The organism is Pedobacter segetis (assembly GCF_016623585.1).
Classification (GTDB): Bacteria; Bacteroidota; Bacteroidia; order Sphingobacteriales; family Sphingobacteriaceae; genus Pseudopedobacter; species Pseudopedobacter segetis.
On sequence record NZ_JAEHFY010000001.1, the window covers coordinates 120,328 to 143,272 of the forward strand.

The window sequence follows — 22,945 nt, forward strand, 5'->3', positions numbered from 1 at the left end:
TATCTACTAATTATCAAATTAAGTATAGCTAAATTGCTTTACCTACATCAGAAAAAAACAAAAAATGAAATTAAAATATACCTATTTATTTTTTCTGATAATCATTCTATTTTCCTGCAAATCTCAGCAAAAAATAAATAAAAAAATAAGAGCCAAATATTCACCAACAGAGCTTAAACAAGATTTAGAAATAGTAAGAAATTCTTTAGAAAAAAACCATCCAGGTGTTTATTGGTACATCAGCAAGAAATATCTAGATTTTAAATTTGATAGTTTAAAAAGTACTTTAAAAGATTCGCTTATCCCACTTCAATTTTATAGGGAATTAGCACCAGTTGTAGCCTCTATAAAATGCGGACATACCAAATTGTTTTTCCCTGGTGTAGAATTAAATAAATTTCAAAAAGATAGCATCAAAAAAGCAGGATTAAAGCCATTATCGCAATTATTATATTTTGTGGATAACAACAGAATTTTTATAAAAGCAGTAAACGTTAAAAGTTTGGTTAAGCCTATTAAAGGGGCAGAAATTTTAGCTATCGATGGAAATAAAGCATCAGATATCATAAAGAAAACACAAAGTTTGTATTCATCAGATGGTTATAACAAAACATTCTACAACAGGGTTTTAGATAAATCTTTTGATGCTTATTATTATCTAAGTTATGGCAAAAGAGATTCATCTATCCTTACCTTAAAAAGAGCAGATAGTACCTATACCTATATCATCAAAACCATAAAACCATCAAAAGAAGAAAAGCAACTATTAACACCTGAAGAAATAGGAAAGAAAAAAATTGCAGATAAGCAGGCTCTTAAGTTAAAATTAAAGAACAGGTACAAAGGAAGCGATGATTTTGGAAACCCATTATTAGATCTAAAATATGATTCTGTAATAAATAGTACAGCCATCATGACGGTTAAAAGTTTTTCTTTTAATAGATCAAATTTTAGAAAATTTTTTAGGGAAAGTTTTGAGGATTTGAAGAGCAAAAACACACAACACCTCATTTTAGATCTAAGAAATAATGGAGGTGGTAACCTTTTATATTGCAATAGGTTATTTAGGTATTTATACAATCAACCACACCAATATACGGGCAGGGCTTATATGAATCATGGTTATTTTAAATCTATAAAATATAAAGAAGCTTCTTCATTTTCAAAAATAGCGAGTATCATTTTCTTTCCTATTACCGCTATTTCTAATCTCATTTTAACACATAAAGATAGTATTGGAATTTATGGTTACATCCCAACCGCACATATTAGAAAGCCATTAAAAAGCGTATTTAATAAAGATTTGATTGTTATTACCAACGGATATTCTTTTTCTGCTACCTCATTATTAGCTGCAAACTTGCAAGAAGTAAACCGAGGAACTTTTGTTGGGGAAGAAACGGGCGGTGGTTATAACCAATGCACCGCTGGTAGTATTCCTTACGTAAAATTACCCCACACCGGTTTAAAGTTACGGTTACCATTAAGGGTAATACAAATTACCGATAAAAGAAATTTATATGGCAGAGGCGTTTTCCCTAAATATGAAGTTCATGTAAATTTTAACGACGCCTTAAATAAAAGAGATGTAATGATGGAGAAGGCTAAGAGCCTACTAATTAAATAAAATTTTAACATTAGTATGATGATAATCAGTAGAATAAGAAATCTTCAAGATAATTTAATTAGTTTGTAGTTGGTATTTAGAAACTAAGCAAAAATTATGAAAAAAGTAACCTTATCAATATTGATATTAACTATTGCACTTTTTGGGTGCTTAAGTTTTACTAAGGATAAAAAAGAGAACAGAGAAACCATAAACACCGATGGAAACAAGGGTTTTGCCGTTGTAGAGTTATATACTTCAGAAGGCTGTTCTAGTTGCCCTTCGGCAGATAAATTATTAAAAGAGATTAGGGAAGAATATAAAAACCAAAAAGTTTATGTTTTGGCCTATCATGTAGATTATTGGAACAGATTGGGTTGGAAAGATGTTTTTAGCGATCATCGTTTTTCTGAAAGGCAATCTGCTTATGCCAATAATTTTAAAAACAGTTCTGTTTATACACCACAAGCAATTGTTAACGGGAAAGAGCAAATGGTGGGTTCGGCCTCTGGAGAATTAAAAGGAGTAATTAAAAAACATTTAGGTAAAAATGAAAGCCTTGCATTAGAGGGATCCGTAAAATCAAGTTCTGATAAACAAGTAGAGTTGATGTATAAAATTGATCCTAAAGCAAAAAACCAAGATTTGGTAGTTAACCTTGTGCAAAAAAACGCATCTACAAATGTAAAGGCAGGAGAAAACGGAGGAAGGATTTTAGAACACGCAAACGTAGTAAGATATTATACAGTGGTTAACATAAAAGATGATAGTACCAGCGTTAAAATAGATTTGCCAAACGGCTTGGGTAAAGAAGATTTTGATGTAATAGCTTTTGTACAGGAGAAAAATAAAGGAGAGATATTGGCTGCTAACGAGATTGTTTTTTAATAAATTATAGTTAAAAACTAATAAATTTTATTTCAAATAAAAAAAGCGGTCAACGTGGGGTGTTGAAGCCGCTTTTTATCGCATTGTAATTAGAAAATAGGCTTTTTTAAAACGGAAGGTCGTCATCTTCGCCCGCAGTTGCACTAATATCAACTGGGTTTGCCACTTCTGGGGCAGATGCCGTTGCCGATGCAGCTGTTGCACCAAGAACGTTAACTTTCCATAGTTGTAAGGTGTTAAAATATTGTTTTTCACCTTGTTTGTTGGTCCATTCTCTTCCTTTTAAATTAAAGAAAACCTCCACGTCATCGCCAACTTTAACGGTATCCATCAAAGCGGTACGATCTTGTATGGCCTCAAACTTCACAAACTCTGGGTATTGCGGGTTTTCAGCAAATTCTACCACCAACTCTCTTTTTCTGAAACTATCTGTAACATTTATAACGTCAGATATGTAATGAGCTTTTCCTTTGATCTCCATAATAAAATCGTTTGAATCTGTTTCAAATCTCTAAAAATTATTTGAGTAATTTGCGCTTATATATGGATCAAGTTTTCAACAATGCCTCAAAGGTTATCATCACCTGTAATAAAAGATTGTCAATTTACCTACAACAAGAGGTTTTAGCTTTAGGCTTTAAGCCGATTAGGGTTTTCCCAACGGGCGTAGAGTTAAACGCAACTATGAATGATTGTATTAAGCTGAACCTCAATTTAAGATGTGCGAGCCAAGTATTATACAAACTGCATGATTTTGTGGCAGAAAACCACGATCAGCTGTACCAAGAACTCAATAAATTAGAATGGGAAAAACTGATAGATTTTGGTGGATATTTTTCTGTGACCTCTAATGTGGATAACCCAACCATTACCACCCCCCTTTTTGCAAACTTGAGGGTTAAAGATGCCATTGTTGATAGAATTAAGCAAATCCATAAAATCCGCCCCGATTCTGGGTCTGATTATTCTAAAGCCGTAATACACTTGTACTGGAAAGAAAATAATGCCGAAATATTTATCGATACATCAGGCGAGACTTTAGCAAAACACAGCTATCGTAAAATCCCAGGCAAGGCACCAATGTTAGAAGCTTTGGCTTCCGCAGCTATTTATGCAAGCGCTTGGGATATGCAATCAAATTTTGTGAACCCAATGTGCGGCTCAGGAACGCTAGCTATAGAAGCTGCGATGATGGCCACTAACAGAACGCCCGGTTTATTAAGGATGAATTATGGCTTTATGCACATATTAGGCTATAACGAAGAGATTTTCTTAGCAGAACGCCAGTTAATAAAAGAAAAAGTTGTTAAAAATATAGATCTAAAAATAATAGCAACAGATATTTCTGAAAGTGCGATAGATATTTCTATCCGAAACGCACAAACGGCAGGTGTAGATACTTTGATAGATTTTAAAGTTTGTGATTTTGCACAAACGCCCATCCCAAACGGCAAAGGCATTGTGATGTTTAACCCAGAATATGGCGAACGCCTAGGACAAGTTAGCGATCTTGAAATCACCTATAAACGGATGGGAGATTTTATGAAACAAGAGTGCAAAGGCTACAAAGGCTATATTTTTACCGGAAACCCAGAACTCGCCAAGAAAATAGGCCTAAAGGCAGCTAAGCGGATTGAGTTTTACAGTGCAAAACTAGATTGTAGATTATTAGAATATGAACTATACGATGGCAGCAGAAGAACGGTCGCTATTGAACAATAATCATTTATTATCAGGCTTAAATCAAAAAACAACTTAAAAAGAAGCCCTTTATTATTATAAGGAGATAAATTAATGATGGTAGCAACCGAACATTTTTATATAAACATCAGATATAAATAAGCCCATTTTTGTGGGATGTTTTTTAAACAACTTAGCCTTTAGGTTAGGCTTTTCTGTCCATCATCACAGCTCTATAAATAAACAAATTTTTAAAACAATCATATTGTTAAGATTGTAACTTAAAGTATCTATTAAAAAGCAAAACCATGAAATATAATATTTTAGGAAATACAGGATTAAAGGTTTCTGAACTTTGCCTTGGCACCATGACATTTGGTGGCAGCGAAGGAATGTGGAAAGCCATTGGAGAGTTAAAACAGAACGAAGTAAATGATCTTATAAAAATGGCAGTTAACGGCGGGATCAACTTTATTGATACCGCAAATGTTTACAGCGAAGGCGTAAGTGAACAAATGACGGGAAAAGCAATTAGAGATTTGGGCCTCAACAGAGACGAGCTGGTAATTGCAACCAAAGTTAGGGGCAAAATGGGCGATGGCCCAAACCAAAGCGGCTTAACCCGTAAACACATTTTGCAACAAGCAGAAGAAAGCTTAAAACGCTTAAATGTTGATTATATAGATCTATACCAAATTCATGGTTTTGATGCTTTAACGCCCTTAGAAGAAACCTTGTCTGCTTTAGATATTTTGGTACAACACGGTAAAGTGCGTTATATTGGTTGTAGTAACCTGGCCGCTTGGCATATCATGAAAGCCCTAAGTATTTCAGAAAGAGAAAAGTTTGCAAAATTTGTTTCTTTGCAGGCCTATTATACCCTTGCCGGGAGAGATTTAGAAAGAGAGTTAATACCACTTTTGTTAGATCAAAAATTAGGTTTAATGGTTTGGAGCCCTTTAGCAGGAGGATTACTGAGCGGAAAATACGATAGAGATGGAAAATCTGGCGAAGGAAGAAGAGCAAATTTTGATTTCCCGCCGGTAAATGAAAACAGGGCGTTTAATATTATAGATGTTTTAAAACCAATGGCAGAAGAAAAGAAAGCGTCTGTGGCGCAATTATCTTTAGCATGGTTATTACATCAAAAGGCGGTAAGTACGGTAATTATCGGAGCCAAAAAAACCAGTCAGTTAACAGATAATCTAAAATCTGTTGATGTAAAGTTTACCGAAGAGGAATTAAAAAAATTAGATGAGGTAAGCAAATTAAGTTCAGAATACCCCGGCTGGATGTTGGAGAGGCAGGGCAGCGATAGAAAAGCGTAATCTGAACATCTAAATTAAAGGCAACATTTACAAACCGGCTTTATACAAACCGGCAATCTTTTTTACCTTTGAGGGCAAATATCATCCCTATACAGTCCAAAATATATGTTCGAGCAAACGGATAAAACAGAAATAGCAAACCTTGGCGAATTTGGTTTAATAGACCACCTAACCAAGCACATCACTATAAAAAACAAAAGCTCTATCAAAGGGGTTGGCGATGATGCCGCAGTTTTAGATTTTGAGGGTAAAAAAACCTTGGTTTCTACAGATATGCTTTTAGAAGGGATCCATTTTGATCTAGCTTTTACCCCGCTTAAACATTTGGGTTATAAAGCCATACAAGTTAACCTCAGCGATATTTACGCCATGAACGGCATCGCATCACAAGTAACCGTTTCTTTGGGCTTTTCTAGTAAATTTCCTTTAGAGGCCATTGAAGAACTATACGCCGGTATGTTGTTGGCCTGTGAAAAATTCAATGTCGATTTGATCGGCGGCGATACCACTTCCTCACGTCAAGGCCTGGTAATCTCTATTACAAGTATTGGCTACGCCGATGAAAAAGACATCACCTATAGAAACGGGGCAGAAGAAGGGGATTTAATCTGTGTTTCTGGTGATTTGGGCGGGGCTTACGTTGGGCTACAGTTATTAGAAAGGGAAAAACAGGTTTATTTGGCCAACCCAAATATCCAGCCCGATCTAGAAGGTAAGGATTATATAGTAGAACGGCAGCTAAAGCCAGAAGCAAGGATTGATATTGTTGACCTGTTGAAAAAGATGAAGATCAAACCAACATCAATGATAGATGTTTCTGATGGTTTGGCCTCAGAAATTTTGCACATAACCCGGCAATCTAACAAAGGCTGCAAAATTTACGAGGAGAAAATCCCCTTGGACCCAATGACGGCCGAGACCGCCCGAGAATTTGGTTTAGACCCAACCGTGTGCGCACTAAACGGGGGCGAGGATTATGAGCTGCTTTTTACCATTAAACAAGCAGATTACGACAATATGAAACACGATGTGGACATCAGCATTATTGGTTATATCACTGAAGAAAGCGCAGGAAATTACCTGATTACCAAGGCGGGCAACGTTCATGAATTAAAAGCCCAAGGTTGGAACGCTTTTAGATCTTCTGAGGGTTAAAAAGCACCCTATTAACACATCCCTAACAATGATTATAGGTTTTAGAAAGGTCTTTGCTTTCCCCTCTCGAAAGGGGGGAATGGAGGTCTTTCGTTTTTGCAAAATTTCTATAAGGAGTGTGTTAAACAAATTATAATATAGCTATAAATTTAAACTCTAAAATCAATGCAAAAAAAGCCAAACATCATCATTATTGGGGGCGGTTTGGCCGGCTTAACAAGTGCCATTGTTTTGGCTAAGGCCGATTTTAACGTTACACTCATCGAGCGCAAAAAATTCCCCTTTCATCGGGTTTGCGGCGAGTACGTAAGTTTTGAGGTCTTGCCTTTTTTACAAAGCATCGGGTTTAACCCAAAAGATTTTAATGCAGCAACCATCTCTAAACTTGTAGTCACATCGCCAACGGGCAATGCCTTAAAAGCCGATCTAAGTTTAGGGGCCTTTGGCTTAAGCCGATACGAACTTGACAACGCTTTATACCAAATCGCATTAAAAGAAGGCGTTAATTTTTTACTAGAAACCAAAGTTTTGGATGTTGTATTCGATAATGAAAAATTTCGAATAGAAACAACAACACAAGTTTTACAGACCGATCTGGCTATTGGGGCCTTTGGAAAAAGATCTAACCTAGACCAAAAGCTAAAGCGCAAATTCTTTTATCAAAGAAGCCCCTATCTGGGTGTCAAATATCATATCAAATCAGATTTTCCAACAGATACCATCCAATTAGATAACTTTAAGGGTGGTTATTGCGGCATCAGTAAAATAGAGAACGATTTGTATTGTCTCTGCTATTTGATCGAGAATAGCTATTTGAAAACATTTGGTTCTGTTGCCAAAATGGAGCAACAGATTTTATACAAAAACCCACACCTTGGGCATCATTTTAAGAACGCAACATTTGTTTGGGATCAGCCAGAAACCATCAATGAAATATCTTTCGAGAAAAAATCTTTAATAGAAAACCATATCCTAATGTGTGGCGATACTGCCGGGATGATCGCACCGCTTTGTGGGAACGGGATGGCAATGGCCATACATTCTGGAAAAATATTGGCCGATCATATCATTCAATTTTGTTCTGAAGGTATTGATCCAAGAAAGAGAAAATCTTTAGAAGAGAACTATCAAGCGCAATGGAACCAGGTATTCGCTTTGCGCTTAAAGATAGGGCGAGGCATACAAACCCTTTTTGGTAATGAAATACTGACCCAAATAATAGTATCAGGATTAAAAAAATTCCCATCTTTAACAGAGGCAATGGTTAATAAAACCCACGGTAAGCCGTTTTAAAACCCAAGATCATGAAACTACGCACCCTTGTATTCTTAAACGCATTTGCAGTAGGCGTTTCTATTGCTGCGGTTAATCTTTACTTCCAACATAAGTGGTTTTTCTTCTGGGTTTCATTGGTAATAGCAACCATTGTTAGTTATTTGGTTTTCTATTATCTCATTAATAAATACGTTTATACCAAAATAAAGATCATCTATAAAATGATCCATAGCCTTAAATTAGGTAAAGACTTAAAAGATGCCTTGGGAGAATACATTAGCCCAGACCCCATAAACGATGTGGAGCAAGAAGTTAAAGAATGGGCAAGGGACAAAAAACAAGAAATAGACGATCTAAAAAAACAAGAAAAATTTAGGAAAGAGTTTTTATCAAACATTTCACACGAGTTTAAAACCCCTCTTTTTGCCATTGAAGGATATGTGGAGGCACTACAAGACGGGGGCTTAAAAGACCCAGAAACGTCAAAAGGTTTTTTAAACAAGGTTTCTAAAAATGTGGATCGTTTAAGTGTGCTAATAAAAGACCTAAATGAAATCTCAAAACTTGAAAGTGGCGAGATCCCGATAAATAGCGAAAAATTTGAACTCACGGCATTAATAAAGGAAGTAATGGAGTCTTTAGAACTTAAAGCCGATAAGTATAAAATAGAACTGGTTTTTAAAAATAAATATGATGTACCAACCTGGGTAGTGGCAGACCGAGAAAAAATCAGGCAAGTTTTAGTTAATCTGATAGACAACTCCTTTAAGTATGGAAAAGAAAACGGGCATACCTATATCACTATTTTTACTTTGCATGATCAAATCCTTACCGAAATTACCGATGAAGGCATTGGCATTAATGAAGAACATTTACCCCGTTTATTTGAACGATTTTATAGAACAGATAGCAGTAGATCAAGGCAAATTGGTGGCTCTGGCTTAGGGTTGGCCATTGTTAAACATATTGTAGAAGCGCATAACCAAACCATCAACGTAAGAAGTACGCAAGGTTTGGGCTCTACTTTTGGCTTTACCCTACAAAAAGCAAAAGAAAACTTTATCAGCATCCCGTTAATTAGTTAACAATCCGCAAAAAGTTAACATTATCTTAACATTGGGATTGTAGTTTTGGGGCATAAAATAGAACACCAAAAATGAATAATATATTCTCTTACTTTATTCCGAAGGACAGGAAATTTTTCCCCCTATTTGAAAGCGCAAGCTCTAACTTGGTAGAAATGGGAATCCTCATTAAAAAACTGGTTAATACCGACGATCTAGCAATCAGAGAGCCTATTCATAAAGAAATTGAGCAGTTAGAGCATAAAGGAGATGAGATAACGCATCAGATTTACCTAGAATTAAGTAAAACCTTCATTACCCCTTTTGATAGGGAAGACATTCACACGCTTGCCACAACCATAGACGATGTTGCCGATTATATCCACGGCAGCTCTAATCGTATTTTGCTATACAACGTTAATGAATCAACCCCGGCCATAAAAAAGCTGGCAGATTTAGTGGCACAGGCTTGCGTAGATGTAGATAAGGCAATAAAAGAAATTAAAAACCTTAAAAACATCAGGGTAATTACAGACTCTTGCGTAAGGATAAACAGCATAGAAAACCAAGCCGATGAAGTTTTTGACCAAGCCATAGGCGATCTTTTTGATTACGAGGATGATGCCAAAGTGATCATGAAATACAAAGAGGTTTTAAATGCGCTAGAAGCAGCCACAGATATGTGCGAAGATGTTGCTAACGTTTTAGAGACCATTTTGGTTAAAAACGCCTAATTTTTACCATAAATAATTGATTAAATGGTTACTACACTATTAGTTGTTGTTATAATTCTTGCCATCGTTTTTGATTTTATCAACGGCTTTCATGATGCCGCAAACTCAATCGCAACAATCGTATCAACAAAAGTTCTTTCTCCTTTTCAGGCCGTATTGTGGGCGGCTTTGTTCAATTTTGCAGCTTACTTTTATTTTACCGATCATAAAGTTGCAGATACAGTTGCCAAAGTAGTTTATGCACAATTTGTAACCCTAGAAGTTGTGCTGTCTGGTTTGATTGCCGCTATCGCCTGGAACCTTCTTACTTGGTATTACGGGATCCCATCAAGCTCTTCCCACACCTTGGTTGGTGGTTTTGCAGGTGCCGGAATGGCAAAGGCAATGTCTTTAGGAACCGGTCCTCTTGTGGCTGTAAACTTTGTTCCCATCATTAAAGTAATTGCTTTTATAGTCTTAGCGCCCATAATCGGGATGGTTATCGCCATAGTTATAAATTTGCTCATCATAAATATTTCTAAAAACGCAAAGCCCGCAACCGCAGAAAAGTGGTTCAAAAGATTACAATTGGTTTCTTCTGCCGCATTAAGTTTTACACATGGTGGTAATGATGCCCAAAAAGTGATGGGGATTATTTTTGCCGCGTTGGTGGCCAATAATGTACTTGTCCCGGGGGCCGATATGCCAGAATGGATCCCTTTGGTTTGTTATTCTGCGATAGCTTTAGGAACAATGAGCGGTGGCTGGAGAATTGTAAAAACGATGGGAACTAAAATCACAAAAGTTACCCCACTAGAAGGGGTTAGCGCAGAGACCGCGGGCGCCATAACCTTAGGGATCACAGAGCATTTTGGTATTCCTGTTTCTACAACGCACACCATTACAGGTTCTATTATTGGTGTGGGCTTAACAAAAAGAGTTTCTGCCGTAAAATGGGGGGTAACTTACAGCTTAATCTGGGCTTTTATTTTAACCATTCCAATAACCGCAACTTTGGCCACAATTGTTTTTGCCCTTGTTCATTACATATTTTAGCGGGGCAAAAAACAGATAGGTTGGTTTTAAGGGTTTAATTTCTGATAAAGCTAAAATTGGTTGGTAGATAACAAAACCAAGGTACAGGCCTCTAAAGTTTCTATACCATTATCATTTGCAAGTTTTTGCAATTCTGGATTTTCTGCTCCCGGATTAAAAATAATTCTCTTTGGCTTTGTTTTGATCACATAATCGTATAGATCTTTTTGATTTTGTGGCCCAACATACATGGTAATGGTATCTATATCTGTATGGATGGTTACGGGCCTTTCAATGGTTTGTTCTGCAACTTCTCCTTTTTTTATCCCAACGTTAACAATTGGATGCCCGTGTAAAACCAAGCGGCAAGCCGCCATGTGTGCATAACGAGAAGGGTCGGTTGTAGCACCCAATATCAATGTTTTTTTAGTTCCCATTTTGTTTGTTAAATTGTTTTCAAGACGGCATCTGCACAAGCTTGTCCGTCTATGGCAGCAGAAATGATGCCACCCGCATAGCCCGCCCCTTCCGCACAAGGGAATAAGCCTTTAATCTGTGGATGTTGTAAACTGTCTTTGTCTCTAGGGATACGGACTGGCGAGGAAGTTCTTGATTCTACGCCAACCAAAACAGCTTCATTGGTAAAATATCCCCCGTTACCATAAACCGAAGGAATCTTTTTGCCAAATTGAGGTAAAGCGTCTTTTATCCGTTCGCTGATAAACGAGGGTAAAACCTGATGTAGATCGGCAGATGTTAAGCCGGGTAAATAAGAATTTAGAGGCAAATCCGTTGAAACTTTATGGTTTACAAAATCTACCATTCTTTGCGCCGGAGCTTTTAGATTCCCTCCACCGGCATTAAACGCCAACCTTTCTATTTTTGATTGAAACTCTAATAGGGCAAACGGGTCTTCATCGGGGTTTTTGGACACATCATTTACACTTACCTGCACAACTGTACCAGAATTAGCAAAAGGATTGTTCCTTTTAGAAGGGCTCCACCCGTTTACAACAATTTCGTTTTCATCGGTAGCGCATGGCGCTATAATGCCCCCGGGGCACATGCAAAAAGAAAAAACGCCCCTATCTTTAACCTGGGTAACCAAACTATAGTAAGAAGGCGGAAGGTTTTGATGCCGGGCACTACAATGATATTGAGCTTGATCAATAATATATTGTGGATGCTCTATCCTTACGCCCAAAGCAAAAGGTTTTGCCTCTAATAAAACGCCTTTATCCCGCAACAAATAATAAATATCTTTTGCAGAATGCCCGGTTGCCAAAATTAAATGTTTGGTTTCAAAATTTCCCCTGTTGGTTATTGCGGCTTTTATCTGTTGATTTTTTATCTCCAGATCCATCAGTTTGGTGCCAAAATGAATTTCTCCACCAGCGTTTAAAATCGTTTCACGAATTTCTGTTATAATCTGTGGGAGTTTATTGGTTCCAATATGGGGGCGGGCATCAATCAAAATATCCTCGGTTGCACCATGTTGCACCAAAATCTGCAGCATTTTATTTACATCTCCTCGTTTATCCGATCTTGTATAAAGCTTCCCATCAGAATAGGTGCCCGCCCCACCCTCGCCAAAACAGTAATTAGACTCTGGGTTTAATTTCCCTACTTTGTTGATGGCCGCTAAATCCCTTCTGCGTTCTTTAACGTCTTTTCCACGCTCTATAATTATCGGCTTTAAGCCTAACTCTATTAAACGCAATGCGGCAAACAAGCCCGCTGGCCCGGCACCAACTATTAAAACAGACTTGGCATTTTTAACATCTGGATATTTTATCGAATTAATTTCTAAAACAGGTTGCTCATCTACATACAAAACAACCTTTAATCTATAAACAGGGTGTTTGCTGCGGGCATCAATAGATCTTTTTCTTATCTTAAAATAACAAAGGCTATGGGGCTTTAGCTTTTCTTGAAATAAGATCTTAGTTTCGATTTTCTGTAAATCGTGGATATCATCAGGAGAGACAACCAATTCTATTTCTTTGATCATGATATTTTGTCGGGTTTTTATCCCGAAGTGTAACAAAGGTATGAAAATTGAGTCCAAAGTGTTAAATTGAAAAAAATTATAAAACGGACATGAAAAAATTACTATTTGGCTTTATTGCCTTAATTACGGCCGCATCGTTAAGTTCTTGTGGTTACAATAGCTCTGTTACCAAAGACGAGAAAGTAAAAGCCCAATGGGGCGAGGTAGAAAACCAGTACCAAAGAAGGGCCGATCTAATCCCTAATTTGGTTAATACGGTTAAAGGTGCGGCAGATTTTGAGAAAAGCACCCTTACCCAAGTAATCGAGGCCAGGGCAAAAGCTACATCAGTACAAATTGACCCCAATAAATTGACCCCAGAAAACATTCAGAAGTTTCAAAGCGCACAAGGAGAGGTTGGCCAGGCTTTGGGCAGATTGATGGTGGTTTCTGAAAGATACCCAGAACTAAAGGCTAACGCGAATTTCCAAGAATTACAAGCTCAATTAGAGGGCACAGAAAACAGGATTACCGTTGCCAGAAGAGATTTTAACCTTGCCGTACAAGATTATAACACCAATATCAGGACTTTTCCTAACAATATTTTTGCTGGGATGTTCGGCTTTCAACAAAAGGGAAGTTTTGCTGCCGAAGCAGGTGCCGATAAAGCACCAAAAGTTGATTTTAAAAATTAAGAACTTTCAAAAACTTATTTTGAGCCGTTTTAAGGTTTATGATCGGTTTTAGTAAATAATCAAACCATGAGCGCATTAAGCGATAAAGAGCAAGAAAAAATAAAGCAATCTATAGAGTGGGCAGAGAAAGCAACCAGCGGGGAAGTGAGGGTTTGCATAGAAAGCAAGTGCGAAAAAGAAGCTTATGAAAGAGCCGTTGAGTGTTTTTATGATTTAAAAATGGATGCCACCGCTCTTAGGAACGGAGTATTGGTTTATGTGGCGATGGATTCTAAAAAGTTGGCCATTATTGGCGATGAAGGAATAAATAAGGCTGTTCCGCCAGATTTTTGGAAAAGCGCTAAAGATTTAATGATCGATAAATTTAAGAAGAACGAGATTGCAGAAGGCATTAGCTTGGGGGTTATTGAAGCAGGAAAGCAATTGAAAAAATATTTCCCATACCAAAGCAATGATATTAATGAACTACCAGACGATATTGTTTTCTTAAATTGATGCCCAAATACATGAAGAACTTTTTTTTAACCATTAGCCTTGGGTTTATTTCGTTTCTTGGCTTCTCTCAAAATTTTCCCACAAAACCAGATCGTTTAGTTAACGATTATACCAACACTTTAAGCGCTTCTCAAATTGCCGATTTAGAAAGCAAATTGGTTGCTTTTGATGACTCTACCTCTATACAGGTTGCGGTGGTATTGATCAAAACATTAGATGGTTATGATATCCAAGATTATGGCTATCAATTAGGCAGGGCTTGGGGAATTGGAGGAAAGGGTAAAAATACCGGGATTTTGGTATTGGCCTCTATTGGCGATAGAAAAATAACCATACAAACCGGTTATGGAATGGAAGGCGCTTTGCCCGATGCCATTGCAAAGCGGATCATTGAAAACGAAATAAAACCAAACTTTAGGGCGGGAGATTATTTTGCTGGACTTGATGCGGGCACAAATGCCATTATTAGCTATACAAAAGGAGAATATAAAAATACAGACCCTAAAAAATCTGGAAAAAGCAGTGGCTTTCCTGTTGGCTTGGTCGTTCTGATTGTCATCATCGTGATCAGTTTGATTAGTAGGGGCGGCCGGGGCGGTGGCGGACGAAATGTGATTGGCGGAAGAGGCGCAGCAAATATATTTTGGTGGTCCTTACTTTCTGGGATGGGAAACAGCGGAAGAGGTGGTGGATTTGGCGGCGGCGGCGGTTTTGGCGGCGGCTCTTCTGGCGGCGGTTTTGGTGGCTTTGGCGGAGGGAGTTTTGGTGGCGGCGGAGCCAGCGGAGGCTGGTAATTATAGCTTTATCGATAAAAGTTTAAGACCGGCCCAAATAATTCTAATTAACTATAGAAATAAAAAAGCCCACTTTGGATTTTCAAAGCGGGCTTTTTACTACTTAATTTTTTACTAAGCTTCAGGGGTTTTTTCTTCCTTAACCTCGGCAGCAGGAGTTTCCTCGGCAGCAACCTCGGCCTCTTCTTTAACCTCCGCAACAGGAGCTTCTTCAACCACCTCAGTTGGTGTTTCTGCCTCAGTAGTTTCAGCAACCGGTGCTTCCTCTACGGCAGGGGCTTCTTCAACAACAGGGGCGTTTTTAGCTGCAATTGCAGCTGCTTGTGCTTCTTTTTTCTTGGTTTCTGCAGCCAAGGCCGATTTCTTAACCTCTGCTTTAGAAGAAACTAAACCTTCTTTTTTAGCGCTGATTTCTTTGTTTTTTCCTTCTAACCAAACGTTAAATTTCTCGTTTGCTTGTTCTTCTGTTAAAGCGCCTTTTCTAACACCACCGTTTAAATGGTTTTTGTAAAGTACACCTTTGTAAGAAAGGATAGCTTTTGTGGTATCGGTGGGCGTTGCCCCAGTACCTACCCAAGCCACAGCTTTATCAAAATTTAATTCGATAGTTGCGGGGTTTGTGTTTGGATTGTAAGAACCTAATCTTTCGATGAATTTACCATCCCTAGGTGATCTTGAATCTGCTACTACGATATAATAAAAAGGTTTTCCTTTTTTACCGTGTCTTTGTAATCTAATTTTAGTTGCCATTTTTTAATACATTAAATTTTTGCAATATCCCTCTTACACGAAAAGGGACGCAAATGTAAGTTTTTTAAACTTAAAAAGCTAAAGCACAACAAATTATTTTTTGTTTATCGAAACATAAAAAATCTATTTACATTTATTGCATGAATTTTAAACCGCTGATCTTTGCTTTTATATTTTGTTTCTCTTCTGTGGTTACATTGGCGCAAGAAAACAAGATATTATTATCCTTTGCTAAAGGGAAAACCGACATTATAAAAAAAGGCGACAATGTTCGCTTGGCATACCCCGTAAGTAAATTGCAACTAAGGAATATAAGATCAAATCAACAGGTAATCGGTTTTAGGGGAAAGGTAGATTCTATCACAACAGATAAGGTTTATCTTCGTATTGATAAGAGAACGGCCAAACAAATCATCCTCAACTTCGATGATATTATGGCGATTAAAAAGGTTAATAAATCTTCAGAGCTTTTAACTTTTATCGGCACTTTTGCGGTAATTGGAACAGGTGCTGCCCTAGCCGCAAACGTAGCGGATATAAGTCCCGCAATAACGGCATTTTCAGCCGCCTTTTCTGTCTTTCCTGCGGCAATTATAACCGCCAACGTTTTTTACCCAACCAAACCAAGCCGTAAAATCGGTAAGGGCTACTCGGCAAAAATCATCACCATTAATTAATAAACCCAATTTTTTGGCTTTGAAGCATCATGGGTTATTTTCTTCAATTCAGAGCTTTTATTGTTTCTTAATTATCACTCCCGCTTAGTGGTCTCTGCGTCCGCTACGGTTAAAATTAAAACATGAAGAATGGTTTAAACATATCCGGCTGATTTTCACAGAACTAAATCGACAATATCTCCCATGATGGATTGATAAAGCATGCTTTTTGCGGACAAGAAACTTTTGCGATTTTAAAACATAGTGTTAAACCTTGAATAATTGATGATTAAATTGATTGAAACATGATTTTATCGTTTTACAATATTGTTCATCAGCCCAATTTTGTGTTTACCGCATTCCCTGAGGTTACAATTAGAACACGTAGGAATGAAAAAAATGAAGGCTAAACGCAGGCACTTTGAAATCAATCTAAGATCAAAACATATTATCAACCCTTTTTTTGTGCTTACAAACAAAAAAACCTCGCCAGTTTGACGAGGTTTTTAAAATCAAATATTCTATTAAGCTTATGCCAACAACCTAATTGGTTGTTCTAATAAAGCTTTTAAAGTTTGTAAAAACTGAGCCCCGGTTGCGCCATCAATTACCCGGTGATCACAACCCAAACTTAATTTCATGATATTACCAGGTACAACAGCTCCGTTTTTCACAACTGGAACCTGTTGAATGGCACCAACTGATAAAATTGCCCCATCTGGCGTGTTAATGATAGACGTAAACTCATCTATACCAAACATCCCCAAGTTTGAAACCGTAAAAGTAGAGCCTTCCCAATCTTTAGGCTGTAATTTTTTGGCCTTTGCTTTTTGAGCGAAATCTTTAACCTCCATAGAAATGTGGGATAAGCTTTTTCCATCGGCAAAACGTACAACAGGCACTAAAAGCCCATCTTCAATTGCCATTGCAACACCAATATTTGTATGTTCGTTAAAACGGATTTTATCTCCCCTAAAAGAAGAGTTTACGGCCGGGTGTTGCTTTAAAGCAATGGCTACCGCTTTAATTACAATATCATTAAATGAAACTTTTACCGGGGCAACCGTATTAATTTGGGTGCGGGCAGCCATTGCGCCATCCATATCCACAGTAATGTTCAAATAAAAATGTGGAGCGGTAAACAGGCTCTCTGTTAAACTTCGGCTAATTGCTTTACGCATCTGAGAAACGGGTTTCTCTGTAAACTTCTCTTCTCCAATATATTGAGGAATCACTGGTGCAGGGGCGGTTGGCTTGCTTGGTGCCGTTGGCGAAGTTTCATTTATTTGGTTAGCAGATTTTTCTGAAGGTTTAAAGTCTTCAATATCTTTTTTGACTATTCTGCCGCCTTCTGCGCTTCCTTTTACATCATTTAAGTTAATGCCCTTATCTTGCGCTAATTTTTTTGCCAAAGGCGATGCTTTTACACGGCCACCATCACCAGAAGTAGGATCTTCTGAAGTTGTTGGCTTCTCTTCTTCTTTTGTTTTCTCTTTAACGGGGGCAGCGTTAGTATTTGGGGTTGCAGAAGCAGCTGTTTCTTCTTTTTTCTCTTCTTTATTCTCTGTAGAAGCATCATTTAATAAAGGAGAAATATCGGTGCCTTCTTTACCCACAATAGCGATGATTCCGTTTACGGGAACGGCTTCTCCTTCTTTTACCGATAAATAAAGTAACGTACCTTCTTCGTAACCAACCACTTCCATCGTTGCTTTGTCGGTTTCAACGTCTGCTAGGCTATCATCAGCTTTAATCTTATCGCCAACTTTGAAATTCCATTTGTTAATAACACCTTCTGTCATGGTATCACTAAGTGCGGGCATTCTTATCACAGAGGCAGGGATGTTAGAAACATCAATTTTTTCTGCTTTTTTAGGCTCTTCTTTGGCAACCGCGGCTTTTTCTTCTTTTTCAGCAGCAGGGCTTTCTGCTTGCTTTTCTTCTTTTTCGGAGGTTTTCTCTCCCTCTAAAGCGGTTTTATAATCTTCTCCCTCTTTGCCAATTACCGCTATGAGCGTGTCAACAGGTACGGCCTTGCCCTCATCCACACCAATATGGAGCAAAACCCCTTCTTGATAGGATTCAAAATCCATAGTAGCTTTATCTGTTTCTATTTCTGCTAGTACATCTCCCGCCTTTACCTTATCACCAACTTTTTTGTGCCACTTTGCTAAAACACCTTCGGTCATGGTGTCGCTCATTTTGGGCATTTTTACTGCTTCAGCCATTTTTATATTAAATATAATATGTTTTTGAAATTAATCTTTTATGAAAGGATAATCCTTTTGTGCGTAAACGTCTTTATAAAGTTCTTCTGGTTCTGGATAAGGAGATTCTTCAGCAAATTTAACAGCTTCATCAACCTGTGATTTAACTTTATCGGCTATTTCTTCAAACCAAGCATCATCGGCCCATTTTTCATTAACTATATGGTTTTTTACCACTTCAATAGGGTCTTTTGCTTTATACTCTTCTACCTCTTCTTTTGTGCGATATTTTTGAGGATCGGACATGGAATGGCCTTTGTACCTGTAAGTCCTTATTTCTAAGAAAGTTGGCCCTTCCCCTTTTCTAGCCCTTTGTACTGCTTCATCCATGGCATTGTGTACGGCAACCGGGTCCATACCGTCAACAGGCATACAAGGCATTTCATAACCTAAGCCCAATTTATAAATATCTGTGGTATTAGAAGTGCGGGCTACGGAAGTTCCCATGGCGTAACCGTTGTTCTCACAAACAAAAATTACCGGAAGTTTCCACAACATGGCCATGTTAAAGGTTTCGTTTAATGAACCTTGGCGCACCGCCCCGTCTCCCATGTAGCAAACGTTTACGTTGTCTGTACCTAAATATTGTTCAGCGAAAGCGATACCTGCGCCTAAAGGGATTTGACCACCAACAATACCATGGCCACCAAAAAACTTGTTTTCTTTATCAAAAAAGTGCATAGAACCGCCTTTTCCTTTAGAACAACCAGTCGCTTTCCCGTAAAGTTCTGCCATGGCAGCATTAGGAGACATCCCTTTTGCAATTGGATGGGCATGATCACGATAAGCTGTTATCAAGCTATCGTCGGCTTTTGTTGCCGACATGGTGCCCGCAATTACCGCCTCTTGGCCTATATATAGATGACAAAAACCTCTTATTTTTTGTTGTCCGTATAATTGTCCTGCTTTTTCTTCAAACCTTCTAAGTAGCAGCATCATTTCATACCAATAAAGGTATGTCTCTTTTGTTATCGCAATTGAACTCATTTGTAAATTCTAATTATGGGAAAGCAAATCTATCAATATCTACGCAAATATAAAACCCGCAATTTCTTTCATTAACGATTAAAAGCGAATTAGGTGTTAAAAATAGTTAAAACTTTTATTTTAGACTTGCGTAAAACAAACTTTAAACCTAATTTCGCAACTTAACAAAATATAATTTTGTTAAGTTCGTTTTAAAAGGCAATGTTTAAAACATCAAAATCGCATTAAATGAAGAAAATCTTAATTTTTACTCTTTTAGTTTGCTTTATTTCTACAACAAAAGCTCAAAATTCTAATCAAACATCTTCCTCTCCTTCAAAAACCGAAACCTCTGACCCGGATAATCTTGCCAGCCAATTTTTTTCTCAGGTAATGGGCGTGGCAATTTCGGCAACCAGCAATACAAAAATGTATCAGTTTATTTATGATTGGCTGGGCACCCCTTATCACCTTGGCGGCGACACCAAAAAAGGAATAGATTGCTCGGGCTTTGCTTATAAGCTTTATGATAAAACATTTAATACCATTATAGGTAGCAATGCCAGAAATATATTTAGCATGGTTAACCCCATCAATAAAAACGACTTAAAAGAAGGGGATTTGGTTTTCTTTAAGATACACAGTAAATCTATAAGCCATGTTGGCGTTTACATTGGTGATAACAAATTTGCTCATGCTTCTTCTAGCAGGGGTGTTATGATTTCTAATTTGAACGAAGCTTACTGGCAACGCTATTTTTATAAGGGCGGGAGGATTTTAGAATCGCTCAAAAGCCAAATGAACGATAATTAAAGTATTTATTTTATCCCGCTTTAGCGGGATTTTTTTTGAAACCTTTTTAAGACTCATCTTTGGTGGTTCTTACTAAGCTTATCCCCGTAAAGAAAAAGAGGACACCTAAAACACCTAAAACAATAACCGTTCTGGTGTCTCCAGAATGATTTATAAAATTGATGGCTGTATAAATTAGCCCAATTATTCCAAGAATGGTTAATATAGTACCAAATGTTCTTTTTAAGTTCATAACGGTTTATTTGTTTTTGATGTGCTAAAACAAAGATGTTGCCAGTAAATTTTAAAAAACGATTTTTAAGGCTTAAGAATTATTTTCCCAAACTGGTTAGCGCTTGCCATTCTCTCTATGGCAGAATTAGCATCTTCAAAACCAAAAACTTGATCTATAATTGGTACAATTTTATGCGTATTTATAAATTGGAGCATATCTGCAAAATCTTTATCGGTACCCATGGTGGTCCCAAGAATTTGGATTTGTTTCCAGAAGATTGTTCTGGCATTTAAAGCGGGTAAATCTCCTGCTGTTGCCCCGAAGAAAACAATCCTCCCACCAAAATTAATATAGGTTAAATGTTTTGAAAACCCGTCTCCAATTGCGCTATCAATAATAATATCTATACCGCCAGAAATTTCTTTTAGATCATTATCCCAGTTTTTGTTGTTATAGTTTACGCCGCCCTTTGCGCCCATTTTAATGGCGGCATTAATTTTTTGATCAGAACTAGAGGTAACGTAAACATTTGCCCCAAGGCTTGTTGCCCATAGCAATGCAAAGGTTGCCGTACCGCCACCAATGCCCGTTATTAGAATATTATCACGCTTTGTTGCATGGGCTTTCGTAAACAAAGCCCTGTGTGCGGTAAGCCCTGCAAGCGGAAATGCCGCAGCTTCTTCAAAAGTTAAATGCTGTGGCTTGGGGAAAATACTAGAAGCGTTTACTTTTACGTATTCTGCAAAGGTGCCGTTTTCTGGCAGGCCTAATATTTTAAAATCTTTAGACTGGAAATTTTCATTATCGCCCCAATTACTTCCGGGGTTTATGATTACTTGTTTACCAATCAAGTTTTTATGCTCATCATCAAAAACGCTATCTACAAGCCCGCTACCATCAGAGCCTAAAATTATCGGGAATTTTAAACCGGCATATTGTCCTTTGGTTATCCAATAATCTCTATGGTTTAAAGCGGCAGCTTTAATTTTAACTAGCACTTCGCCAGCATTTAACCTTGGTACAGGAACTTCATTAACAATAAACTTTTGATTTACGCCTTCTAATATTACGCCTTGCATTTTGATGGTTAAATTATTTTAAAAATTTATAAAGAATAAAGCCGATAACAAAAAGAACAAACAGAACGGCGAACACGCCTACATAAAAGCCGCCTTTAAATATACCTTCAATGGCAGAACAGCTACTCAAAAGCAGAGTAAATAATGCAAAAAAGCTTAAAATGGTAAATTTTTTCATAATCGTAAAACAAAATAGCGGGAAGATTTATTTCTCCCCACCATTTATTCTTATAAAATAATGCCAAGATTATTTTGCCGCTGCAAAACGTTTGGCAACCTCTGCCCAATTAACGGTATTAAAAAATGCCGCAATATAATCAGGGCGTTTGTTCTGATATTTTAAATAATAAGCATGTTCCCAAACATCCATCCCTAAAATTGGCGTTCCTTTAACTTCGGCGACATCCATCAATGGATTATCTTGGTTTGGGGTAGAGGTTACGGCTAACTTACCATCTGCACCAACTATTAACCAAGCCCAACCAGACCCAAAACGCGTAGCGCCCGCCTTAGAAAAATCTTCTTTAAATTTATCGAAAGAACCAAAAGCAGCATCTATTGCTTTGGCTAAATCGCCAGAAGGATGACCGCCTCCGTTTGGCCCCATTACAGACCAAAATAAAGAGTGGTTGTAATGGCCGCCGCCATTGTTTCTAACCGCAACTGGGTGTTTAGAAATGTTTTTACATATATCTTCAATAGATCCAACATCAACTTTGCCCTCTAAAGCCGCATTTAGGTTGTTTACGTAAGCCGCATGATGCTTATCATGATGGATTTCCATTGTTTGTTTATCAATGTTGGGTTCTAATGCGTCTGATGCGTATGGTAACGCAGGTAATTCAAAAGCCATAATATATTTTGTTTTAAGTTAAATAATAATTCTTTTAAAGATAAGCAGCCGAACTCGCTTTTTGTTCAGGCTAATGTTAAGATTTGTTTCTTTTTTCTAAAAAAAACCTTTTAACAATGCTACTACATTCAGCCTCAAGAATGTTGCCAATCAGTTCTGTTTTGGGATGTAATATGTTTTTAGAATGTATCGAAAAACCCCTAACAGGATCGGATGCGCCATAAACGATGCGGCCAACTTGTGCCCAAAAGGCAGCACCGGCGCACATTACACAAGGTTCTAACGTTACATAAAGTGTGCAATCTGTTAAATATTTGGCCCCGATATAATTTGCGGCGGCCGTAAAAGCTTGCATTTCTGCATGGGCGGTTACATCATTTAGCCTTTGTGTGAGGTTATGCCCTTTACCGATAATTTTGGCTTTGGAAACCACAACCGCACCAACCGGGACTTCATCTGCTTCTAATGCTAGTTGCGCTTCTTTTAACGCTTCTTTCATAAAAAACTCATCGGGGCTAACCAACGGACTGTCTGTAAAACTGTAATATTTCATTTGTTGATGTAAAGATAAATAAATTGCGTGAACGTGGGTTTGAATATAGTGGATCGAGAGGATATTAAATTTGCCC

General features: G+C 37.7%; 24 protein-coding genes. 14 read left to right on the forward strand and 10 right to left on the reverse strand.

Going from position 1 to position 22,945, the window contains the following annotated elements; translation table 11 throughout:
* Positions 1-64 precede the first annotated feature (64 nt).
* Both I5M32_RS00540 and I5M32_RS00545 read left to right on the forward strand, forming a co-directional pair.
* Entirely contained in the window at positions 65-1,627 is a 1,563-nt protein-coding gene (locus tag I5M32_RS00540; RefSeq protein WP_200583818.1) for a S41 family peptidase, read from the forward strand.
* Between the two features lie 96 nt (positions 1,628-1,723).
* On the forward strand, positions 1,724-2,494 hold the full coding sequence (locus I5M32_RS00545) for a DUF1223 domain-containing protein (protein ID WP_200583821.1): 771 nt from the start codon (positions 1,724-1,726) through the stop codon (positions 2,492-2,494).
* 106 nt (positions 2,495-2,600) lie between these two features.
* On the opposite strand, the gene I5M32_RS00550 is transcribed toward I5M32_RS00545, so the two are convergent.
* A complete protein-coding gene (locus I5M32_RS00550) occupies positions 2,601-2,975 on the reverse strand; it encodes a DUF3127 domain-containing protein (RefSeq protein WP_200583823.1) in 375 nt (124 codons plus the stop codon).
* Between the two features lie 62 nt (positions 2,976-3,037).
* On the opposite strand from I5M32_RS00550, the gene I5M32_RS00555 reads away from it, so the two are divergent.
* From I5M32_RS00555 to I5M32_RS00585, 7 genes are all read left to right on the forward strand, one after another.
* A complete protein-coding gene (locus tag I5M32_RS00555) occupies positions 3,038-4,216 on the forward strand; it encodes a THUMP domain-containing class I SAM-dependent RNA methyltransferase (RefSeq protein WP_200583825.1) in 1,179 nt (392 codons plus the stop codon).
* Between the two features lie 266 nt (positions 4,217-4,482).
* On the forward strand, positions 4,483-5,502 hold the full coding sequence (locus I5M32_RS00560; RefSeq protein ID WP_200583828.1) for an aldo/keto reductase: 1,020 nt from the start codon (positions 4,483-4,485) through the stop codon (positions 5,500-5,502).
* Positions 5,503-5,607: 105 nt separating this feature from the next.
* The gene (gene thiL, locus I5M32_RS00565; RefSeq protein WP_200583830.1) at positions 5,608-6,657 is read left to right on the forward strand and encodes a thiamine-phosphate kinase; all 1,050 of its coding nucleotides are present in this window, start codon (positions 5,608-5,610) and stop codon (positions 6,655-6,657) included.
* A gap of 165 nt (positions 6,658-6,822) precedes the next feature.
* Positions 6,823-7,950, forward strand: coding sequence for an NAD(P)/FAD-dependent oxidoreductase (locus I5M32_RS00570; protein WP_200583832.1), 1,128 nt, complete (start codon positions 6,823-6,825; stop codon positions 7,948-7,950).
* Positions 7,951-7,961: 11 nt separating this feature from the next.
* On the forward strand, positions 7,962-9,017 hold the full coding sequence (locus I5M32_RS00575) for a sensor histidine kinase (RefSeq protein WP_200583834.1): 1,056 nt from the start codon (positions 7,962-7,964) through the stop codon (positions 9,015-9,017).
* 71 nt (positions 9,018-9,088) lie between these two features.
* The gene (locus I5M32_RS00580; RefSeq protein WP_200583837.1) at positions 9,089-9,730 is read left to right on the forward strand and encodes a DUF47 domain-containing protein; all 642 of its coding nucleotides are present in this window, start codon (positions 9,089-9,091) and stop codon (positions 9,728-9,730) included.
* Positions 9,731-9,754: 24 nt separating this feature from the next.
* Positions 9,755-10,765 carry an inorganic phosphate transporter gene (locus tag I5M32_RS00585; RefSeq protein ID WP_200583839.1) on the forward strand — a complete coding sequence of 337 codons (1,011 nt, stop codon included), beginning with the start codon at positions 9,755-9,757 and terminating at the stop codon, positions 10,763-10,765.
* Between the two features lie 50 nt (positions 10,766-10,815).
* Here the strand turns inward: I5M32_RS00585 and I5M32_RS00590 are convergent, their stop codons facing one another.
* Positions 10,816-11,181 carry a CoA-binding protein gene (locus I5M32_RS00590; RefSeq protein WP_200583841.1) on the reverse strand — a complete coding sequence of 122 codons (366 nt, stop codon included), beginning with the start codon at positions 11,179-11,181 and terminating at the stop codon, positions 10,816-10,818.
* An 8-nt stretch (positions 11,182-11,189) separates the two neighbouring features.
* The gene (locus tag I5M32_RS00595) at positions 11,190-12,755 is read right to left on the reverse strand and encodes an NAD(P)/FAD-dependent oxidoreductase (RefSeq protein WP_200583843.1); all 1,566 of its coding nucleotides are present in this window, start codon (positions 12,753-12,755) and stop codon (positions 11,190-11,192) included.
* An 89-nt stretch (positions 12,756-12,844) separates the two neighbouring features.
* On the opposite strand from I5M32_RS00595, the gene I5M32_RS00600 reads away from it, so the two are divergent.
* The 3 genes from I5M32_RS00600 (at position 12,845) to I5M32_RS00610 (ending at position 14,718) form a co-directional block, all read left to right on the forward strand.
* Entirely contained in the window at positions 12,845-13,429 is a 585-nt protein-coding gene (locus I5M32_RS00600) for a LemA family protein (protein WP_200583845.1), read from the forward strand.
* A 66-nt stretch (positions 13,430-13,495) separates the two neighbouring features.
* A complete protein-coding gene (locus I5M32_RS00605) occupies positions 13,496-13,924 on the forward strand; it encodes a TPM domain-containing protein (RefSeq protein ID WP_200583846.1) in 429 nt (142 codons plus the stop codon).
* 11 nt (positions 13,925-13,935) lie between these two features.
* The gene (locus I5M32_RS00610; protein ID WP_234461818.1) at positions 13,936-14,718 is read left to right on the forward strand and encodes a TPM domain-containing protein; all 783 of its coding nucleotides are present in this window, start codon (positions 13,936-13,938) and stop codon (positions 14,716-14,718) included.
* A 114-nt stretch (positions 14,719-14,832) separates the two neighbouring features.
* On the opposite strand, the gene I5M32_RS00615 is transcribed toward I5M32_RS00610, so the two are convergent.
* Positions 14,833-15,468 carry a 30S ribosomal protein S16 gene (locus I5M32_RS00615; RefSeq protein ID WP_200583849.1) on the reverse strand — a complete coding sequence of 212 codons (636 nt, stop codon included), beginning with the start codon at positions 15,466-15,468 and terminating at the stop codon, positions 14,833-14,835.
* A 140-nt stretch (positions 15,469-15,608) separates the two neighbouring features.
* On the opposite strand from I5M32_RS00615, the gene I5M32_RS00620 reads away from it, so the two are divergent.
* A complete protein-coding gene (locus I5M32_RS00620) occupies positions 15,609-16,145 on the forward strand; it encodes a hypothetical protein (RefSeq protein ID WP_200583850.1) in 537 nt (178 codons plus the stop codon).
* A gap of 509 nt (positions 16,146-16,654) precedes the next feature.
* Here I5M32_RS00620 and I5M32_RS00625 read toward each other — a convergent pair.
* Both I5M32_RS00625 and pdhA read right to left on the reverse strand, forming a co-directional pair.
* The gene (locus tag I5M32_RS00625) at positions 16,655-18,352 is read right to left on the reverse strand and encodes a pyruvate dehydrogenase complex dihydrolipoamide acetyltransferase (RefSeq protein WP_200583852.1); all 1,698 of its coding nucleotides are present in this window, start codon (positions 18,350-18,352) and stop codon (positions 16,655-16,657) included.
* Between the two features lie 30 nt (positions 18,353-18,382).
* A complete protein-coding gene (pdhA, locus tag I5M32_RS00630; RefSeq protein WP_200583854.1) occupies positions 18,383-19,378 on the reverse strand; it encodes a pyruvate dehydrogenase (acetyl-transferring) E1 component subunit alpha in 996 nt (331 codons plus the stop codon).
* 228 nt (positions 19,379-19,606) lie between these two features.
* Here pdhA and I5M32_RS00635 point away from each other — a divergent pair, with 228 nt between their 5' ends.
* On the forward strand, positions 19,607-20,170 hold the full coding sequence (locus I5M32_RS00635) for a C40 family peptidase (protein WP_200583857.1): 564 nt from the start codon (positions 19,607-19,609) through the stop codon (positions 20,168-20,170).
* A 46-nt stretch (positions 20,171-20,216) separates the two neighbouring features.
* On the opposite strand, the gene I5M32_RS00640 is transcribed toward I5M32_RS00635, so the two are convergent.
* From I5M32_RS00640 to I5M32_RS00655, 4 genes are all read right to left on the reverse strand, one after another.
* Complete coding sequence (locus I5M32_RS00640; RefSeq protein WP_200583860.1) at positions 20,217-20,402, reverse strand: hypothetical protein; 186 nt, start codon at positions 20,400-20,402, stop codon at positions 20,217-20,219.
* 65 nt (positions 20,403-20,467) lie between these two features.
* Positions 20,468-21,463: a zinc-binding dehydrogenase gene (locus tag I5M32_RS00645; RefSeq protein ID WP_200583863.1), complete on the reverse strand. Its 996-nt coding sequence runs from the start codon at positions 21,461-21,463 to the stop codon at positions 20,468-20,470.
* A 247-nt stretch (positions 21,464-21,710) separates the two neighbouring features.
* Positions 21,711-22,316: a superoxide dismutase gene (locus I5M32_RS00650; protein WP_234461819.1), complete on the reverse strand. Its 606-nt coding sequence runs from the start codon at positions 22,314-22,316 to the stop codon at positions 21,711-21,713.
* Positions 22,317-22,392: 76 nt separating this feature from the next.
* Complete coding sequence (locus tag I5M32_RS00655) at positions 22,393-22,869, reverse strand: nucleoside deaminase (protein WP_200583866.1); 477 nt, start codon at positions 22,867-22,869, stop codon at positions 22,393-22,395.
* Positions 22,870-22,945: the final 76 nt, after the last annotated feature.

What these genes read in the sequence shown, in the direction of transcription:
- I5M32_RS00540 (WP_200583818.1), top strand. Translation starts at nt 65, where the DNA reads ATGAAATTAAAATATACCTATTTATTTTTTCTGATAATCATTCTATTT.
- I5M32_RS00545 (WP_200583821.1), top strand. Translation starts at nt 1,724, where the DNA reads ATGAAAAAAGTAACCTTATCAATATTGATATTAACTATTGCACTTTTT.
- I5M32_RS00550 (WP_200583823.1), bottom strand. Translation starts at nt 2,975, where the DNA reads ATGGAGATCAAAGGAAAAGCTCATTACATATCTGACGTTATAAATGTT.
- I5M32_RS00555 (WP_200583825.1), top strand. Translation starts at nt 3,038, where the DNA reads ATGGATCAAGTTTTCAACAATGCCTCAAAGGTTATCATCACCTGTAAT.
- I5M32_RS00560 (WP_200583828.1), top strand. Translation starts at nt 4,483, where the DNA reads ATGAAATATAATATTTTAGGAAATACAGGATTAAAGGTTTCTGAACTT.
- thiL (WP_200583830.1), top strand. Translation starts at nt 5,608, where the DNA reads ATGTTCGAGCAAACGGATAAAACAGAAATAGCAAACCTTGGCGAATTT.
- I5M32_RS00570 (WP_200583832.1), top strand. Translation starts at nt 6,823, where the DNA reads ATGCAAAAAAAGCCAAACATCATCATTATTGGGGGCGGTTTGGCCGGC.
- I5M32_RS00575 (WP_200583834.1), top strand. Translation starts at nt 7,962, where the DNA reads ATGAAACTACGCACCCTTGTATTCTTAAACGCATTTGCAGTAGGCGTT.
- I5M32_RS00580 (WP_200583837.1), top strand. Translation starts at nt 9,089, where the DNA reads ATGAATAATATATTCTCTTACTTTATTCCGAAGGACAGGAAATTTTTC.
- I5M32_RS00585 (WP_200583839.1), top strand. Translation starts at nt 9,755, where the DNA reads ATGGTTACTACACTATTAGTTGTTGTTATAATTCTTGCCATCGTTTTT.
- I5M32_RS00590 (WP_200583841.1), bottom strand. Translation starts at nt 11,181, where the DNA reads ATGGGAACTAAAAAAACATTGATATTGGGTGCTACAACCGACCCTTCT.
- I5M32_RS00595 (WP_200583843.1), bottom strand. Translation starts at nt 12,755, where the DNA reads ATGATCAAAGAAATAGAATTGGTTGTCTCTCCTGATGATATCCACGAT.
- I5M32_RS00600 (WP_200583845.1), top strand. Translation starts at nt 12,845, where the DNA reads ATGAAAAAATTACTATTTGGCTTTATTGCCTTAATTACGGCCGCATCG.
- I5M32_RS00605 (WP_200583846.1), top strand. Translation starts at nt 13,496, where the DNA reads ATGAGCGCATTAAGCGATAAAGAGCAAGAAAAAATAAAGCAATCTATA.
- I5M32_RS00610 (WP_234461818.1), top strand. Translation starts at nt 13,936, where the DNA reads ATGAAGAACTTTTTTTTAACCATTAGCCTTGGGTTTATTTCGTTTCTT.
- I5M32_RS00615 (WP_200583849.1), bottom strand. Translation starts at nt 15,468, where the DNA reads ATGGCAACTAAAATTAGATTACAAAGACACGGTAAAAAAGGAAAACCT.
- I5M32_RS00620 (WP_200583850.1), top strand. Translation starts at nt 15,609, where the DNA reads ATGAATTTTAAACCGCTGATCTTTGCTTTTATATTTTGTTTCTCTTCT.
- I5M32_RS00625 (WP_200583852.1), bottom strand. Translation starts at nt 18,352, where the DNA reads ATGGCTGAAGCAGTAAAAATGCCCAAAATGAGCGACACCATGACCGAA.
- pdhA (WP_200583854.1), bottom strand. Translation starts at nt 19,378, where the DNA reads ATGAGTTCAATTGCGATAACAAAAGAGACATACCTTTATTGGTATGAA.
- I5M32_RS00635 (WP_200583857.1), top strand. Translation starts at nt 19,607, where the DNA reads ATGAAGAAAATCTTAATTTTTACTCTTTTAGTTTGCTTTATTTCTACA.
- I5M32_RS00640 (WP_200583860.1), bottom strand. Translation starts at nt 20,402, where the DNA reads ATGAACTTAAAAAGAACATTTGGTACTATATTAACCATTCTTGGAATA.
- I5M32_RS00645 (WP_200583863.1), bottom strand. Translation starts at nt 21,463, where the DNA reads ATGCAAGGCGTAATATTAGAAGGCGTAAATCAAAAGTTTATTGTTAAT.
- I5M32_RS00650 (WP_234461819.1), bottom strand. Translation starts at nt 22,316, where the DNA reads ATGGCTTTTGAATTACCTGCGTTACCATACGCATCAGACGCATTAGAA.
- I5M32_RS00655 (WP_200583866.1), bottom strand. Translation starts at nt 22,869, where the DNA reads ATGAAATATTACAGTTTTACAGACAGTCCGTTGGTTAGCCCCGATGAG.